Below are 15627 nucleotides of genomic sequence, written 5' to 3'. Positions count from 1 at the left end.
CGCAGCTACTCCTCTGGCGTCTGCGTGCGCCAGAGGACCTTCCAACCGCCGGCGCCGCGACGCATGACGAGGACCTCCTGGCCCATCTCGTCGCGCTCCCCGTCCTCGCCGTTGAGCGCGTAGCGTACCGCGAACCGATACGCGACCACGGCCAGATCTCCGAACACGTCGATCGAGTGCTCCAGCTCCTCGAAGGAATGCGTGTGCGCATGATGCACGTATTCCTCGTAGCTGCGGACCACGGCCTCGCGTCCTTCGACCCGTCCTTGCAACCCGGGCGCGACGACGACGGCCTTCTCGTCGAAGAGTTCGCCCACCTCGTGCGCCGCTCCGGCCACCCAGGCGCGATTGCTCCGCCGGACCAGTTCCCAGACCTCGCGTTGCTCGTCGGTCATGACTCCTCCAGCGGCTCCGCTGCGCGCGGCTCTGCCACCTGCGCCCGGTGCGATGCGGCAGTCAAGGCTTCCCACAGAGCGGCGCGGAATCCCCGAGGCGGCGGCGGCGCGAGCTGCATGGCGTCGATTCCTGGCTCGCGCGTAGAGGCGGCCCACGCGGCGAACGCGGCAAGAGCGCCACAGCTCAACAGTACGCCGGCGCGGATCCCGAACGCGTGCGCGACGGTTCCGCCGAGCAGGTGCCCCAGGGGAAGCGGTCCGGTGGTCGCCAGCGCGAGGACGCTCATGGCGCGTCCGCGCAGGCCCTCCGGGACCAGCAGCTGCATCGCGGTGCTGGAAGACGCGAGCGACCACACCCAGAACACTCCGCCGACAGCCAGCGCCGCACCAGAGACCAGGGGCCAGCGGGAGCTGCCGTAGACCAGGGCACACAGCGCGAATGCGAGCATCGAGAGCGGAATCAGGTGGTGCCGGGGATAGGTTCGCGGCAGTCGCGCAAGCGTCAGGGCGCCGACGACGGCTCCGGCGCCGAGGCAGGACAGCAGGACGCCGTACCCGTGGGCGCCGACGTGGAGGACCTGGTCCGCTATCGCCGGAAGCAGGCCCTGGACCGGCGCGGCGAGCAGCGCGAAGGCGAAGACCCCGAGGATGATCCGTCGCGGGCCCGGCTCGCGCATTGCCCAGCGCAGCGCGGGCATGACGCCGCCCGACTGCTTCAGCTCTCCTCCTGAAGTGTGCGCGGCGGCCAATTCGGCGCGCGGGACGCGCACGAGCGCCAGCACCACCACGATGCCGAGGAAGCTGACCACGTTCAGGTCGAACACGAACGCAGCGCTCACGGTGGTGAGCAGGGCGCCGGCGATCATCGGCCCGAGCAGGCGCGCGGTGTTGAATTGGGCGGAGTTCAGCGCAATGGCGGAAGGCAACTCCGACCGAGGGACCACCGCCGGAATCAACGCCTGCCAGGAAGGCGTGACCCCGGCCCAGGCTGCGCCTTCGGCGAAGGAGATGGCGATGATGACCCACGGCGTCGCCCAGCCGAGGTGTGCCGCAACGGCAAGAACGGCGCCGAGAACCATCATCATCGACTGGCCCGCGAGCAGGAGCTTGCGGCGATCGTAGTGATCGGCGAGCCATCCTGCCGCCAGCATCAGCACGGCGTGGGGCACGAACTCGCTCGCCGCCAGCAACTCCACCATGAAGGGCGAGCCGGTCTGTTGCTGCACCAGCCAGCTCTGCGCGACCGCCTCCATCCAGTTCCCGACGTTGCTGACGAGCGCGCCGATCCAGATCCAGCGAAAGGCGCGGTGGCGGAAGACGGCGAACATGAAGCGCGGACTTATAGCGGAAGGCGCGTGCGGCGCTTCACAAAGGCGCCCGCCGGGTGTAGGCGAGCGGCATGCGCGAGATCCTGCCCGGCATCCTCAACTGGCCGTGGTTCTCCGCTCGCCACGGCTACGACTTCAACGGCTGGCTCGTCCGGCATCCGCAGGGAAACGTCTGCATCGATCCGGTCGAGATGACCGACGACGTGCTCGAGGAGATTGCCCGCGAAGGCGCCGCCCGGATCGTGCTCACCAACCGCAACCACTTCCGCGCCTGCATGCGGGTGCGGGAGCGGACGGCAGCGCGCGTCGCCATCCATCCCGCCGACGCCCCGTTCGTCCGGGAGAGGGGAGTCGTCGTCGACGACGATCTGCGCCCGGGAGATCGCGTCGGTCCTTTCGCCGTCGTCGACGCCCAAGGGAAGTCACCGGGCGAGATCGCTCTCCATTGGCCGGAGGGGCGCGTGCTGCTGGTCGGCGACGCCTGCGTGGGAAATCCGCCTGGCGAATGCGCCTTGCTGCCCGACAAGGTCATCGACGACAAGCGCATGCTGATCGAGTCGCTTCGCACGCTGGCCAGACTGGAGTTCGACTCGCTGCTCGTCGGCGACGGTGCGCCTCTCCTGCAAGGCGGGCGCGCGGCGCTGGAACGGCTCGTCGCAAAGGTGTCCTGAGCGCGTCAGCGCGAGGACTCGTACAGCCTGCCCGCTGCCGCCGCCAGCTCCGCCCGGCGAATCTCCAGCTGCGCTCGCGCCTGCGCCGCCGTGCTCTGGGCGGCGAACTTCTCCTGGTCGGCGACCGAGACGTCCAGCGACGTAGCCACGCCCGCGCGATAGGACGCGTCGACCTGCGCCTGCGCCCGCGTCGCCAGCTGCGACTGCGATTCGCTCTGCCGCAGCACGGCATCGGCGGCTACCAGGTTTGCCCGGGCGCCGATCCAGTTGGAGCGCGCACGCGCGCGAACCGTCGCCAGATCTGCCTGTGCCCGAGCCAGGCGCGCCTGGTCTTCATGCAGCTGCGCATATCGCACGCCACGGTCGTAGATCGGGACGCTGACGGTCAGAATCAGGTCGTAGATCCAATCCTTTCCGGCGAAGCCGGCGTTGGAGTTGTAGTTCTCGCGTGCAATGCCGGAGACGGTCGGCAGCCACAGGAACTGGGCGAGTCGCACCGATTTCTGGGCGGCGTTGGCTGCGGCGATGGCGCTCTTCACCGAGTACGCGTTTTCCCAGGGGCTTGCAGCTTCCTCGCCGCTGGGTCCGAAATCCTCGATGCGCGCGGGCAGCGGATCGATGGGCTCGCCGACCAGCGCTTCGAGCACCGGTAGCGTCGAGTCTTTCTGACCCTGGATGTTCGCGATCTGCGCACGCGCCCGCGCCGTTTCCGTCTGCGCGCGCAACAACGCGATCTCCACGTCGGTGCCCGCGGCGATCCGCGCTCGCGCATCCTGCTCTCGACGCAGGGCGACCTTCTCCGCCTCCCGCGCTGCTTCCAGCAGTCCCTCCAATCCTTGCAAGGCGAGGTAGTTGCGCGCGACGTTCAGCAACACCTGCTCGCGCGCCTCATCGAATCCGCGCAAGGCCGCTTCGGCCGACGAGTTTGCGACTCCCGGCAAGAACAGCCCTTGTGGAGTCAGGAGTGGCTGGTTGAGCTGCAAGGTCGCGTAGCGGCTGTTCTGCGCAACGATCGTGGTCGGAGCGAATCGAGGATCGGCCGCAAGCTCCGGATGCCCGAGCGCGGTGACGAGCGGACGGAAATCGACGACGGAGATTCCGTTCGTATGATCGAACGTCCCTGTCGCCGTAACGTCCGGCTGCCATGCCGTCCACGCCCGGCGGACGCTCGCTTCTGCGATGGCCGCCGTCGCCCGCGCTGACGCCACATCCGGGCTCTGCTCCGCCGCGAGTTGAAGCGCTTCACGCAACGAGATGCGCCGCCGCTGCGGACCGAGCTCCGCCCGGGGCGGGGGAGCAATGGCTCCAGGCTGTTGTTTCTGAGCCGACGCCGCGAGAGAAATCCCCACCGCACCCGCTGCCAGAAGCAGCGCCACCTTGCAAGTCCTGTTCATGCGCTTACCCGTTCACCACGCGCGCCAGCGCCGCTTCTTCCTCGGCGCCTGCGGAAACCAGCACGGGCTTCTCCTGGCGACTGCGCCTGAAGAGCCGTACGAAGGACAGCTTCTCCACCCCGGCGACCGGAACCACGAGCAGCGTCAGCGCCCCGGAGGAGGCATCGTTCTGCTCGTCCAGCGTCTTGATCTGGCCGTCGTATTTCACGTTGTACCCGGGCACCAGCTTGTGCCCGGCGATGGCTTTGCGCAACGAGATCCTCATGCTCGATCACGAGGGACCGTCCTGCAGCGACACTGCGGATTCGGGTTTTTCCTCGGCAGGGATGCTGCCTTCGCGGATCAGCGTGTGGAGGCTGCGGGCCCATTCGGCGAGGTCCGGCTTCTCGGTCATGCGGCTCATGCGCATGCCGAGCAGCACGTAGGTGCCGACGATCAACGAGCCGAAGATCTCGGGTGGGATGTCGGTGCGGCAGGCGTGCTCGTCCTGGTAGCGGTCGAAGTTCTGCTTGATGCGCTCGACTTCGCGGTCGGTGATCTCCCAGATTGCGCCCTCGAACTTCGTCCCTTGGGCGCCGCGCAGGAGCACGCCGACGACATCGCGGTACGCCCACATGTGCTCGAGCACCCGCTGATCCTCGGCCGTCTCCATCTCGAGGAACTTGCGGTAGCGCGGGGAGCGCTCCTCCAGATCGCGGCGGGTGATGGCGCCGAACTCGGCGAAGAAGTCCGCCATGTCGCGCTCGCGGCGGTCGTCGCACTCCCCGAGATACTCGAGGAACGCGTCCACGAGCTCGCCGAGCAGCGCCTCCTTGGACTGGAAGTGCAGGTAGAACGCCCCCTTCGAAAGGTTGCACGCCGCAGTGATGTCCTCGATCCGGGCGCCCACCAACCCTCGCCGGGCGAACTCCGCGCGAGCGGCAGCGACGAGCGCTTCCTTGGCGTTGGGGTCGGCGGGGCGGGCCATGCTTGGTCCTTTGACCAGAAACCGTGCCGGTTTCTAAACACCAAGTCAGAAACGGTCAAAGGGTTTCTGACCCGTTGGTCATAGACGAGCGAAATCGGGAGTGTTTCCTGACGGACGCACGCCCGGTTGCCTCCCGGCAGCTTGGGCCCCAACTTGCCGCTGAGCCTGGGGGAGGTGCGGGATGGGGTCGGGGAAGCTCGCGATCGTCGTTTTGGTCGGCCTGCTTGCGGCGTGCGTGGACAGGAACGCCGCGTCGCAGGCGTGCGACCCCCAGAGCGAGGATTGCAGTGTCGCGGCCGGCGGCACGGGCAGGTGCGAGCGCGACGCCGACTGCGGCGACGGCGTCTGCCAGGCCGACGGGACGTGCCACGCAGCGCAGCCGGTGACGGTGCCGACGGCGTGCGCGAAGGTGAGCTGCCCCTCGGACTATTTCTGCAGCAATGGCCAGTGCCTCCCGGCATCCGCGCAGTGCAAGCAGCCGGATCCTGCGTGCATCTTCATTCCGCACGGCTCGTTCGAGCCGCCGGAGCACGCCTGGTGGTGGCCGTTTTCCACGCCGCTGGGACCCGAGGCGCCTTCGCCGATGGATATCCCACTGAACGTCGAGTACCCGGCTCACCACCAAGTGATCAGCACGCCCGTCGTGATGCGGCTGCACCCCAAGGACAGCGAGCCCGCGGTGGTGTTCAACACCTTCTCGGGTACTTCACCGGGAACGAAAGGCGGCGAGATGTTCGAGGTGCAGGGCGTGATGCGCGCCGTGCGCGGCTCGGACGGATCGCCCTTGTGGTCTGCTCCCTTCGACATGTGGACCCACATGGAGTTCTCCGTCAACGGCAACTCCGGAATCGCAGCCGGCGATTGCATGGGAACCGGAGAGGTCTGTTTCATCACCGGCGGTTGGGATCCCTACGACGAGCCGCCGCGTGTACCGAATCCGAAGAACGCCCATCAGCATGGCGGTCTGATTGCCTTCGGCAGCGACGGCCGCTTCCTCTGGGTGACTCGCAAGGCACAAATCTGGTGGGGAGCTCCGGTGATCGCACGGCTGCTCGGGCCCACGGGCCCTGCGCAGGTCGTGGTCGGCAATGGCGTGTTCGATGGCGCGACCGGCGAGACACTGTGCCCGCAGACGAACGCCGGCGGCTCGGTCGGCGGCAACGGGGACGGCACGCTCAGCGCGGTGGCGGACCTCGATCTCGACGGAATTCCGGAGGTGGTGACCGGCAACCAGGCCCTCAAGCTCGTCAAGGACCCAGCCTCGGCCACGGGCTACACCTGCAAGCCGATGTTCGGCGAGGGCGTGAAGATGCCGCGTGGCCTTCCCTGCGCCGGCGGATCCGGCTCGCTTTGCCCGGAAGGATTTCCGGCCGTCGCGAACTTCTCGAAGTACGGCTCGGTAATGGGGCTGAAGCCGGACGATCCGCATCCGCAGGTGGTGGTCGTCAGCCGCGGATTTTTGCGGATCCACGACTGGACCGGCGGCCTGCTCCTCAATCCCATTCCGCTGCCCACCAAGGGTTTCGCCGATTGCAACGGGAGCGACTACAACCCCGGAGGAGCGCCGACCATCGCGGACTTCGACGGCGACGGCATGCCGGAAGTCGGCGTGGCTTCCCAGAGCGCGTACTCGGTCTGGAAGCCCGGCGTCGGCTGGATCTGGAGCTCGAAGACATTCGACTGCTCCGCCAATACCGGCAGCTCGGTCTTCGACTTCGAGGGAAAGGGAATGCCGACGGTGGTCTACTCCGACCAGTGCTTCTTCCATGTGTTCGATGGAAAGTCCGGGCAGGAGTTGATCAAGGAGCCGAACGTATCGTGCACCGAGTATGAGATGCCGATCGTCGCGGACATCGACGGCACCGGGCGCGCGAAGATCCTCGTGCCCAACAACAACATCTGCGAGCAGTGCGGCCCCGTCTGGCCGAACACGAACTACAGGCGCTACGTCGGGCTGAAAGCGCTGAGATCTCCCAGCGACAAGTGGGTGAACACGCGCAGCGTCTGGAACCAGCACACCTACCACGTGACGAACGTGAACCTGGATGGAACGTTGCCGTTCCCGGAGACCAACTCCTGGTCGCCGGGAGAGTCGAACAGCTACCGGCAGAACGTGCAGGGGCAGGGGCAGTTCAGCTCGCCCGACCTCTCCGTCTGCGCGGTGGACGTGGACATGTCGACCTGCGCCAACGGCGGCTCGGGGAAGGCGAGCGCCATCGTCTACAACGGGGGTGCGCTGGTTTCGAAGCCGGGCGTCACCGTCGACTTCTACGCCATCCTCGACAACGGCCAGACGGCGCACATCGGACAGGGCCTGACGACGAAGACGCTGAAGCCGGGCGATTCGGAGACGGTGAGCGTTCCCTGGCCCGCGCCGCCGCAGACCCAGGCCGTCCGGGTAAAGGCCATCGTCGACGAGAAGGAAGTCATCGGCGACTGCCATCCCGAGAACAACACGATCACGACGACCAACCCGGTGAAGTGCTCGCCGCTCGGGTAGATTTTCTCGCGCTGCGCGGGAGCTGACCGGTATCCTGCGCGGCGTGAGCGAAGTCGCCGCGACGCCCGCAGCTCCGGCTCCTCAGAAGCCGCGGAGCGGCGGCGCGGCGCTGCTGGTCGCCGCCGGAATCCTGCTCAGCAGGATCGCAGGGCTGATCCGGCAGCGCGTGCTCGGGTACTACCTCGCGACGTCGCCCGCCGCCGACGCCTACACCGCTGCGCTGCGGATCCCGAACTTCCTGCAGAACCTGCTCGGCGAAGGCGTGCTCTCCGCCAGCTTCATTCCCGTGTACGCCGCGCTCCGCGCGCGTGGCGAAGAGGGGAAAGCGCGTCGGGTGGCTGGCGCCGTCGCCGGATTGCTGTCGCTTCTGACCGGCGCCTTGGCACTGATCGGTATCGCGGCCACTCCCTGGCTGCTCGACGTGATCGCTCCTGGCTTCAGCGGAGACACGCGCGGCCTCGCCATCGTCCTGGTCCGGATCTTCTTTCCCGGGATCTCGCTGCTGGTCCTCTCCGCCTTCTGCATCGGCGTCCTGAACAGCCACGGGCGGTTCTTCCTCAGCTACGCGGCGCCCGTAGTCTGGAGCGCGGCCATCGTCGCGGCGCTGATCCTCGGCGCCCACGCAGGGCCGCCGGGCGATCAGTCGCGCATCGCGGTCTGGGCCGCGTGGGGCGCGGTCGCGGGAGGGGCGTTACAGCTTCTCGTGCAGTTGCCCTCCGTCGTCCGGCTGCTGGGGAAGAGCGCGCGTCTCTCGCTGGGTCGTGGCGATGCCGACGTGGCGGAGGTGACGCGCAACTTCTTTCCCGTCGTCGCCGGACGCGGAGTCGTCCAGCTCTCCGCGTACGTCGACATGCTGATCGCCAGCTTCATGCAGACCGGGACCGTGGCGGCCTTCGGCTACGCGCAGACGGTCTACCTGCTGCCGGTCTCGCTGTTCGGCATGGCGGTGAGCGCCGCCGCGCTGCCGTCGATGTCGGCGGATGCGGACGTGCGCGAGAAGTTGCATGCGCAGACGGAGGCAGGGCTGCGGACCATCGCGTTTCCGGTGGTGCCGACGGTGGCCGCGTTCCTTGCCCTCGGCGACGTCATCTGCGCTGCCCTCTTCGAGACGGGCAACTTTCGCGCCCGCGACACGCAGTACGTCTGGTTGTTCCTCATCGGCAGCACCGTCGGGTTGCTCGCGGCCACGATGGCGCGGCTCTATTCGAGCGCCTTCTACGCGCTGCGGGATACCCGAACGCCTCTGCGCTACGCGACGCTGCGAGTGGTGCTCACCGCGGCGCTGGGCGTCTTCTTCGGCCTCTGGGTGCCGCGGCTCCTGCACATCGACCTGCGCTATGGCGCGCTTGGCCTGACGGGCAGCGCAGGCGTTGCCGGTTGGATCGAGTTTGCGCTCCTCCGCCGCGGGATTGGCGCACGCATCGGGCCCTGCCATCTGCCGAAGGGCCTGCTCCCCCGCCTCTGGGCTTCGGCTGCCGCAGCGACCGCGGCCGGCCTGTTGGTGAAGATTGCCCTCCCTCCCGTGCATCCGGTGATTCGGGCTGTCGTGGTGCTCGCGATCTTCGGCGCGACGTACCTGGGCGTCGCGCTCGCCCTCAAGGTCGACGAGGCTTCCCGCGCGCTGGAGCGTGCGCGCCGGATGCTGCGGCTTTGAATTTCACCACCCAGACGTCCGTCGTGTCTGGGATGTCGATGGCGCGTCCCGCCTTGCTCTGCGCCTTGGTGCTGGCTTGCTCGCATGCGGCGCGCAAGGACCTCACACCTGCGCTCGCCGCGGAGGCGCCGGAAGCGGCGGCGCAAGAGGCAGCCGCCCCGGGTGCGCCGCCGCTGACTGCCCCGGAGATGATCGAGCACATCCTCTCGCGCACTACGTTCGGTGCGCGGCCGGAAGATCGGCTGCGTGCGCAGAGCGTGGGGATTGCCGCCTTCGTCGAGGAGCAGCTGCACCCGGAGCGCCTCGACGACGCTCTGCTCGAGCAGAAGCTTCAGCGATTCGACCTGCTCCGGGAAGGTCCCGACGCACTGGTGCAGAAGCTCGTGGAGCAGCGCCAGATGCGCAAGCGAGCCGCGATGGTCGAAGACGCGCCTCCTCCTCCCGACGGTGGCGAGCCGCAGGAACCGATGCGCAATGGATCGCTGAAGAGGGACGCGATCTCCCAGCTCGCGCAGGCCAAGCTGATGCGCGCGGTGTTCTCGCGGCGGCAGCTCAAGGAGGTGATGACCGACTTCTGGTTCAATCACTTCAACGTCTTCGCCGGGAAGCACGAGGAGGCGGCGCTCCTTCCCGACTACGAGCAGAACGTCATCCGCGCGCACGCGCTGGGAAGCTTCCCCGAGCTGCTCGAGGCCACGGCGCATAGCCCGGCCATGCTGATCTACCTCGACAACTGGCGCTCGGCGGTCCCCCGTCCGGGCGCGAAGCAGAACCGCGGAATCAACGAGAACTATGCCCGCGAGCTCCTCGAGCTGCACACGCTCGGCGTCGACGGCGGGTACACGCAAGAGGACGTGGTCGAGGTCGCCCGCTGCTTTACCGGGTGGACCGTCGCGGAGCCGAGGACGAATCCGCATTTCGTCTTCCGGCCCGCGGTGCACGATTTCGGCAGCAAGGTGGTGCTCGGGCTACTCATTCCACCGGGTCGGGGCGAAGAGGATGCGAAGCAGGTGCTGCACGTCCTCGCCGCCCATCCCGCGACGGCGCGATTCATCGCCCAGAAGCTGGCCCGCAGGTTCGTGAGCGACGAACCGCCGGACGCGCTCGTCGATCGCGTCGCGGTCACGTATCTGCGCACCGCCGGCGACATCCGCTCGATGTTGCGCACCCTGTTCGAATCGCCCGAGTTCTGGAGCCGCACGGCGCTTCGCGCGAAGGTTCGCTCGCCGCTGGAATTGGTGGCCGCGTCACTGCGCGCTCTCGATGCGGCAGTGGACGATCCGCAGGCCCTCGCGAAGGTGGTGGCGCGCATCGGCGAGCCGCTCTATGCGGCGCAGGCCCCGACCGGCTATCCCGACCGGGCCCAGACCTGGCTCACCTCCGGAGCGCTCCTCGCCCGCATCGACTTTGGTCTTCAACTCGCGAACGGAAAGGTGCCTGGCACGCGTCTCGATCTGGCGCCACTGCAGGCCGCCACCGCGGAAGAGACGGTGCAGAAGGTCGCAGCGCGGCTCGGCGCAACGGAGCTTTCGGAGAAGACGCGCGCCTACATCCTCGAGGAGCTGCGCCGATCTCCCGCTCCGCCCGATCTGGTGCCCGCGCGCGCCGTGGGACTGCTGCTCGGCGCTCCCGAGCTGCAGAGGAGATGAGGTGAACCGGCGATTCCTCCTCAAGCACGGCGCCCTGGTCGCGGCAGGCTCGTTTCTGCCGGTCTGGACTCGTCGCGCCCTCGCGCAGGAGACCGGCGGCAGCAAGGTCCTCGTGTTCCTCTTTCTCCGCGGCGCCCTCGACGGGCTGCACGCAGTGCCTCCGGTGGACGAGCCGAGGCTGTACGCGCTGCGCCCGCAGCTCGCGCGCCGTGAGGACATGGCGGATCTCGGGGTTCCGGGATTCGCGCTTCATCGTTCGATGGAGTCGCTGCTGCCCTTCTGGCGCGACGGTTCCCTCGCCATCGTCCACGCGATCGGCTCGCCGGATCCGACGCGATCGCACTTCGACGCGCAGGACTTCCTCGAGCTGGGCACCCCGGGTGTGAAAGGGACGCCGGACGGCTGGCTCGCGCGTTCGCTCGCAGAGATCCGGAATCCGTCGCTGGTGGAGGCCGTCGCGGTCTCTCAGCGCCTGCCGCGGTCCCTGCAGGGTGCGCGCGGCGCTCTCGCGTTCTCCTCGCTCGACCAGCTCCGTCTGCACGCGCTGGCGGGAGCGCCGGCGGGAAAGAAGGGTCGCATCGAGGCGCAGGCCGCATTCGACGCGATGTACGGCTTGCACTCCGACGAGCCGGTGGCTGCTTCCGGAAAGGAGGCGTTCGCCGCGCTGCAGCTCCTCGAGGGGAAGTTGGAAGGCGGACTCGAGGGTCCGGCGCCCGACTACCCGAAAGCCCCTCTCTCGCAGCCGCTCCGGCAGCTCGCCCGACTGATCAAGGCGGACGTCGGGCTGCGGATCGGCTGCCTCGACGCGGGCGGCTGGGACACGCATGCCGCGCAGCCGGCCCGCCTGGAGAGCGGCTTGCGCCGGCTCGCGGAATCGCTGGCTGCCTTCCAGCGCGATCTGGGCCGCCGCGCCTCGGACGTGATGCTGATCGCCGCGACGGAATTCGGCCGCACCGTGCGGCAGAACGGCGCCAACGGCACGGATCACGGGCACGCCAGCATCGCGTTCGTGCTCGGCGGCGGCGTCCGCGGAGGGAGAATTCACGGCATCTGGCCCGGCCTTCAAGAGAACCGGCTATACGAGGGCCGCGACCTGGCGGTGACCACGGACTTGCGCAGCTTGCTCGCCGCGGCGGCAAAGGCCCAGCTCGGCGTTCGCGACGTGCGGCGCGTGTTCCCCGGATTCGACGGTGCGCCACTCCCCGGTCTGGTATAAACGCGTGCCCATGCGCTTCTTCGTCTTGCTGTCGCTTGCGGCGTCCGCGGCGATGGCGCAGTCGAATCCGGTGACCGCGGAGCAGGCCCGCAACATCGTTCCGCGCGCCGATCTCGCCGATCTCACACACGCGCAGCGCGGCGTTTTCCTCGACGTCGCCACTGAGGTGTTCAACTACGCAGGCTGTCAGGACACGCTCGCCAAGTGCCTCGCGGCTGGTCAGACGGATCCGCACGCCGTGCGGATGGCGGCGCTGGTCAAGCAGCTCGCGAGCGAAGGCCATCCGGCGACGCCGATCGTGCAGTTGGTCGAGCAGTATTACGCCTCGTTCGATCCCGGCCGGCGCGTTCGTCTGAACGCCGCCGCCTGTCCCGTCGACGGCAAAGGGCCCGTCACGCTCGTGGAGTTCAGCGACTACCAGTGCCCGCACTGCGCCCTGGCGGTAACCCCGCTCGAGGAGCTGGTCGAGAAGGCGCGCAAGGGGAAGGCCCGGCTCTGCGCGAAGTATTTCCCATTCACTTCCCACCCGCGGGCGCGCATCGCCGCGGCGTGCGCCGAGTATGCGCGTTCCAAGGGGAAGTTCTGGCCGCTGAACGCGACGCTGTTCGCGCATCAGGAGCAGCTCGAGGACGAAAATCTGAAGGCGTACGCGAAGGAGGTCGGCCTCGACGGGGACGAGATGTTGAAGCAGGTGTACGCCGGGAAATTCGACGATCAGGTCGAGAAGAATCGCCGCGAGGGGCTCGCCGCGGGCGTCGAGAGCACGCCTTCGCTGTTCATCGACGGGCGCTACAACGTGCTGCCGATCAAGCCCTGGTACCTAGCCTTCTCCGTCGACGACGAGCTGCAGTGGCAGCATGAGGAGGGATGGAAGTTCGGGCCGGCGCCGCAGGGGCGAGCCAGGGCCAGGTGATGGCGCACTGGCTGCTGAAGACGGAGCCCGACGTCTTCTCGTTCGACGACCTGATGCGCGCCCCGAACCGCACCAGCGGCTGGGACGGCGTCCGCAATTACCAGGCGCGCAATTTTCTTCGCGACGGGATGAAGAAGGGCGACGGGGTCCTCATCTATCATTCCAGCGCTGACCCGCCGGCCGTGGTGGGCGTCGCGGAAGTCGCGCGCGAGGGATATCCGGACCCGACGCAGTTCGATCCCCAGAACGATCACTACGACCCGGAGAGCGTGCCGGGAGCGCCGCGCTGGTTCCAGGTCGACGTGAAGGCGGTGCACAAGCTGGCGCACCCGATCACTCTGCAGGAGATCCGCGAGACGAAGGCGCTCTCGAACATGCCGTTGGTGCAGCGAGGGCAGCGTCTCTCGGTCCAGCCGGTCGGCGAGAAGGAGTTCGCGCTCATCGTCCGGATGGGAGAGAAGTGACGGGTCCCGCGGCGCTGTTTGCGCTGGCGGCGCTCGCCGTCGCACTGGCGTTACAGATCTCCAGCGGAACGTACGACGAGCGCGCGCTGGCGCTGGTGACGCTGGCGACGATCGCGGCGCTCATCGGCGTGGTCTGGCGCAAGCGCAGCGCGGCTTTGGAGAACCCGGTCGCGGCGCAAGCGGTGCTCGGCGCGGGGTGTGCGGCGGGGCTTGCCTGCCATCTCTTCACGACGCCGACCTACTACGCGGATCCGCGAGCGTTCCAGGGCGGCTTTCGCTGGTTCGCGCTGATCTCGTTGGTGGTCCTCTCGGCGTACTTGTGCATCCATCTGCGCGCGTCGCTGGTCCGCGCGCGCTTCCTGCTTCTGCTTCTCTGTTTCTTGTTGCTGGGCATCGTGGTGCTCCGCGCGAGCCCGCGGCCGTGGATCGACGTCTGGGTCTTCCAGCAGGGCGGGGCGGACGCGCTGCTGCACGGCGCGAATCCGTACTCCGCGTCGTATCCGGACATCTATGGTCCGAATGCGCTGGCGCCGTACGCTCCGGAGCTGCTGCAGGGACAGCGCGTGGCCGCCTTTCCCTATCCGCCCTTGACGCTGCTCGCGGGAGTGCCGGCGTTCGCCGCCTTCGGCGACGTCCGCTATGCGCTCCTCGCCTTGACGGTGGCGGCGGCGTGGCTCATCGCGCGCGCCGCTCCGGGGAACACCGGCGAGCTGGCCGCGGCGCTGGTGCTCTTCCAGCCGCGCACGATGTTCGTGCTCGAGCAGGCGTGGACGGAGCCGCTGGTGCTGTTCTGCTTCGCGCTCACGGTGTACGCGATTGCCCGCGGCGCGCACTGGGCGCTCGTCGGCGCGGCGCTGGGACTGCTGGTGGCGAGCAAGCAGTATTCGCTCTTCCTCGTCGTCCCGCTCGCGTTCGCAATGCCGCGCCGGCGCAGTCTCTGGGTGGCGGCAGCCGTGCTGCTCGCGTTGCTCGTGCCGTTTGCCCTTCCCGATCCCGCGGGCTTCTGGCGTGGGCTGGTGCGCTTCCATTTCGTCCAGGGTTTCCGGGCGGACTCGCTCTCGCTGACGGCCTTGGGCGTCCGGCTCGCGGGTCCTTCGGTGCAGGCCATTGCGCTCGCAGGCGTCGTGCTCGGAGCGGCGGTGCTCGCCTTCTGCGCCCGCCGGCGTCTCGAGCTGCCGCTGGCGTGCGCTGCCGCCGCCGCCGCATGGGCGGGGGTGCTGATCTGGAACAAGCAGTCGTTCTGCAACTATTGGTGGCTGTGCTCGGCACTTCTCGCCCTCGCGGCGGCGTCGCCTTCCGGGCGCACCGCAGCAGCGCCATTCAGTCTTGCCACTGCCGTCCCGGCGGGGTACACACCGCCGCCTGCGGGCGCTTAGCTCAGTTGGATAGAGCGTCGGTCTCCGAAGCCGAAGGCCACTGGTTCGAATCCAGTAGCGCCCGCCACTCTGCGATCGCGGAAACCCGGGCGATTTGTCGGTGCGTCGATCACCGCTTCGGCCGCCTTTCGCGACCTGTGCACCACGGGTGCACCAAAATTTGTCGGCGCGGGCGGCGGAAGACCGAGCTGCAGGCGGCCGATCGCCCCAGCCAGGTAGCCAGGGACGAGGTGCGCGTAGACGTCGAAGGTCAGCTTCGGATCGGTATGCCGCAGGATGCGTGCGACGGCGTACAGGTCGGCGCCGGCGGCGAGCAGCAAGCTCGCGGTGGTGTGGCGCAAGTCATGGAAGCGCACGCGGCGTGGGATGGGAATGGCCATCAGCTTGCGGCCGCGCTTGGGAAACCCGGGCCGCTCCTGGCGCACGCAGGTGGTGCAGAAGCGCTGCGCATCGTCGGCGTGGTGTTCCTCGCGCTTGCACCAGCGGCAGACGTGGCGCCATCCCGTGACGATTCCAGCACGCCCCAGAGCGCGCGACGAAGCATGTCGCCGACCGGAGTGTGCTCGCTGAGCATCTTTCCATCGGGTCCGGGAAAGACGAGCTCACTGCGCGACTGGTCGAGAGCACGCTCGAGGTAAGGCACGAGTTCAGCTGCGATGGGGATCGCTTCCTCGTGCGCGCCCTTGGTGGTCCGGTCGTAGCTGCTGCGCACCGTGAGCAGCAGACGGTGCAGGTCGATATCGCTCTTGCGCAGCCCGATCAGCTCGCCCTTGCGCAGGCCGGTGTAGATGGCCGTCGCGAAGAAGGGCCGCCAGCGCTCGGCGATCTGCTCGAGTACGGGCGCCACCTCGTGCGCCTCGAGGAACGTCGGCTTACGCTTGGGGACGCGGCGGAGCTTGACGTCCGCGACGGGGTTTGCCCCCGCGCAGAAGCCAGCTCGGCGACCGGCATTCCAGGCGGTGCGGATCATGCCGCGGAGCTGATTGAGTGAGGCGGGAGCGAGGTCGGCCGCCTTGCCCTGCAGATAGGATTCGATCCTGGCGGCAGTGACCGAACGCAGCGGCAGGTGGACCAACTCGTTGTCAGCGAGGTGCGTCTCG

At 68.3% G+C, this 15627-nt stretch carries 14 protein-coding genes, 1 tRNA gene and 1 pseudogene; 9 read left to right on the top strand and 7 right to left on the bottom strand.

What is annotated here, in order from left to right; genetic code table 11:
* Window positions 1-5: 5 nt before the first annotated feature.
* The gene (locus E6J58_07200) at window positions 6-395 is read right to left on the bottom strand and encodes a nuclear transport factor 2 family protein (protein ID TMB39206.1); all 390 of its coding nucleotides are present in this window, start codon (window positions 393-395) and stop codon (window positions 6-8) included.
* On the bottom strand, window positions 392-1723 hold the full coding sequence (locus E6J58_07195) for an MFS transporter (protein TMB39205.1): 1332 nt from the start codon (window positions 1721-1723) through the stop codon (window positions 392-394). The genes E6J58_07200 and E6J58_07195 overlap by 4 nt, the downstream gene beginning before the upstream one ends.
* 71 nt (window positions 1724-1794) lie before the next feature.
* Between E6J58_07195 and E6J58_07190 the strand changes: the two genes are divergently transcribed.
* Entirely contained in the window at window positions 1795-2394 is a 600-nt protein-coding gene (locus tag E6J58_07190; protein TMB39204.1) for a hypothetical protein, read from the top strand.
* A 5-nt stretch (window positions 2395-2399) separates the two neighbouring features.
* Here the strand turns inward: E6J58_07190 and E6J58_07185 are convergent, their stop codons facing one another.
* Genes E6J58_07185 through E6J58_07175 form a run of 3 tightly spaced genes read right to left on the bottom strand, consistent with a single transcriptional unit; the run spans window position 2400 to window position 4755 of the window.
* Window positions 2400-3788, bottom strand: a complete 1389-nt coding sequence (locus E6J58_07185) for a TolC family protein (protein TMB39203.1) — start codon at window positions 3786-3788, stop codon at window positions 2400-2402.
* 4 nt (window positions 3789-3792) lie between these two features.
* On the bottom strand, window positions 3793-4053 hold the full coding sequence (locus tag E6J58_07180) for a hypothetical protein (GenBank protein TMB39202.1): 261 nt from the start codon (window positions 4051-4053) through the stop codon (window positions 3793-3795).
* Window positions 4054-4059: 6 nt separating this feature from the next.
* The gene (locus tag E6J58_07175; protein ID TMB39201.1) at window positions 4060-4755 is read right to left on the bottom strand and encodes a TetR/AcrR family transcriptional regulator; all 696 of its coding nucleotides are present in this window, start codon (window positions 4753-4755) and stop codon (window positions 4060-4062) included.
* A 181-nt stretch (window positions 4756-4936) separates the two neighbouring features.
* On the opposite strand from E6J58_07175, the gene E6J58_07170 reads away from it, so the two are divergent.
* The 8 genes from E6J58_07170 to E6J58_07135 all read left to right on the top strand — a co-directional run bounded on the left by E6J58_07170 (window position 4937) and on the right by E6J58_07135 (window position 14594).
* Entirely contained in the window at window positions 4937-7255 is a 2319-nt protein-coding gene (locus E6J58_07170) for a hypothetical protein (GenBank protein ID TMB39200.1), read from the top strand.
* 112 nt (window positions 7256-7367) lie between these two features.
* Window positions 7368-8909: a murein biosynthesis integral membrane protein MurJ gene (gene murJ, locus E6J58_07165; GenBank protein ID TMB39372.1), complete on the top strand. Its 1542-nt coding sequence runs from the start codon at window positions 7368-7370 to the stop codon at window positions 8907-8909.
* The gene (locus tag E6J58_07160; protein ID TMB39199.1) at window positions 8906-10558 is read left to right on the top strand and encodes a DUF1800 domain-containing protein; all 1653 of its coding nucleotides are present in this window, start codon (window positions 8906-8908) and stop codon (window positions 10556-10558) included. Before murJ ends, E6J58_07160 begins: the two co-directional genes overlap by 4 nt.
* Entirely contained in the window at window positions 10317-11774 is a 1458-nt protein-coding gene (locus E6J58_07155; protein ID TMB39198.1) for a DUF1501 domain-containing protein, read from the top strand. The genes E6J58_07160 and E6J58_07155 overlap by 242 nt, the downstream gene beginning before the upstream one ends.
* Before the next feature lie 10 nt (window positions 11775-11784).
* Window positions 11785-12687 carry a hypothetical protein gene (locus E6J58_07150; GenBank protein TMB39197.1) on the top strand — a complete coding sequence of 301 codons (903 nt, stop codon included), beginning with the start codon at window positions 11785-11787 and terminating at the stop codon, window positions 12685-12687.
* On the top strand, window positions 12687-13151 hold the full coding sequence (locus E6J58_07145; protein ID TMB39371.1) for an EVE domain-containing protein: 465 nt from the start codon (window positions 12687-12689) through the stop codon (window positions 13149-13151). The genes E6J58_07150 and E6J58_07145 overlap by 1 nt, the downstream gene beginning before the upstream one ends.
* A complete protein-coding gene (locus tag E6J58_07140) occupies window positions 13148-14527 on the top strand; it encodes a hypothetical protein (GenBank protein TMB39196.1) in 1380 nt (459 codons plus the stop codon). Before E6J58_07145 ends, E6J58_07140 begins: the two co-directional genes overlap by 4 nt.
* Window positions 14518-14594: transfer RNA gene (locus E6J58_07135), tRNA-Arg, on the top strand. The genes E6J58_07140 and E6J58_07135 overlap by 10 nt, the downstream gene beginning before the upstream one ends.
* Before the next feature lie 160 nt (window positions 14595-14754).
* Here E6J58_07135 and E6J58_07130 read toward each other — a convergent pair.
* Together E6J58_07130 and E6J58_07125 are read right to left on the bottom strand one after the other, a co-directional pair.
* Window positions 14755-14907, bottom strand: a pseudogene (locus E6J58_07130) (site-specific integrase).
* The coding region (locus E6J58_07125; GenBank protein TMB39195.1) for a hypothetical protein at window positions 14907-15627 on the bottom strand (721 nt) is incomplete at its 5' end. The pseudogene E6J58_07130 and the gene E6J58_07125, both read right to left, overlap by 1 nt.

This window comes from Deltaproteobacteria bacterium (assembly GCA_005879535.1).
Classification (GTDB): domain Bacteria; phylum Myxococcota; class Myxococcia; order Myxococcales; family 40CM-4-68-19; genus 40CM-4-68-19.
Note: the sequence above shows the minus strand (reverse complement) of the source record. Positions and strands in the feature narration are given on the sequence as shown.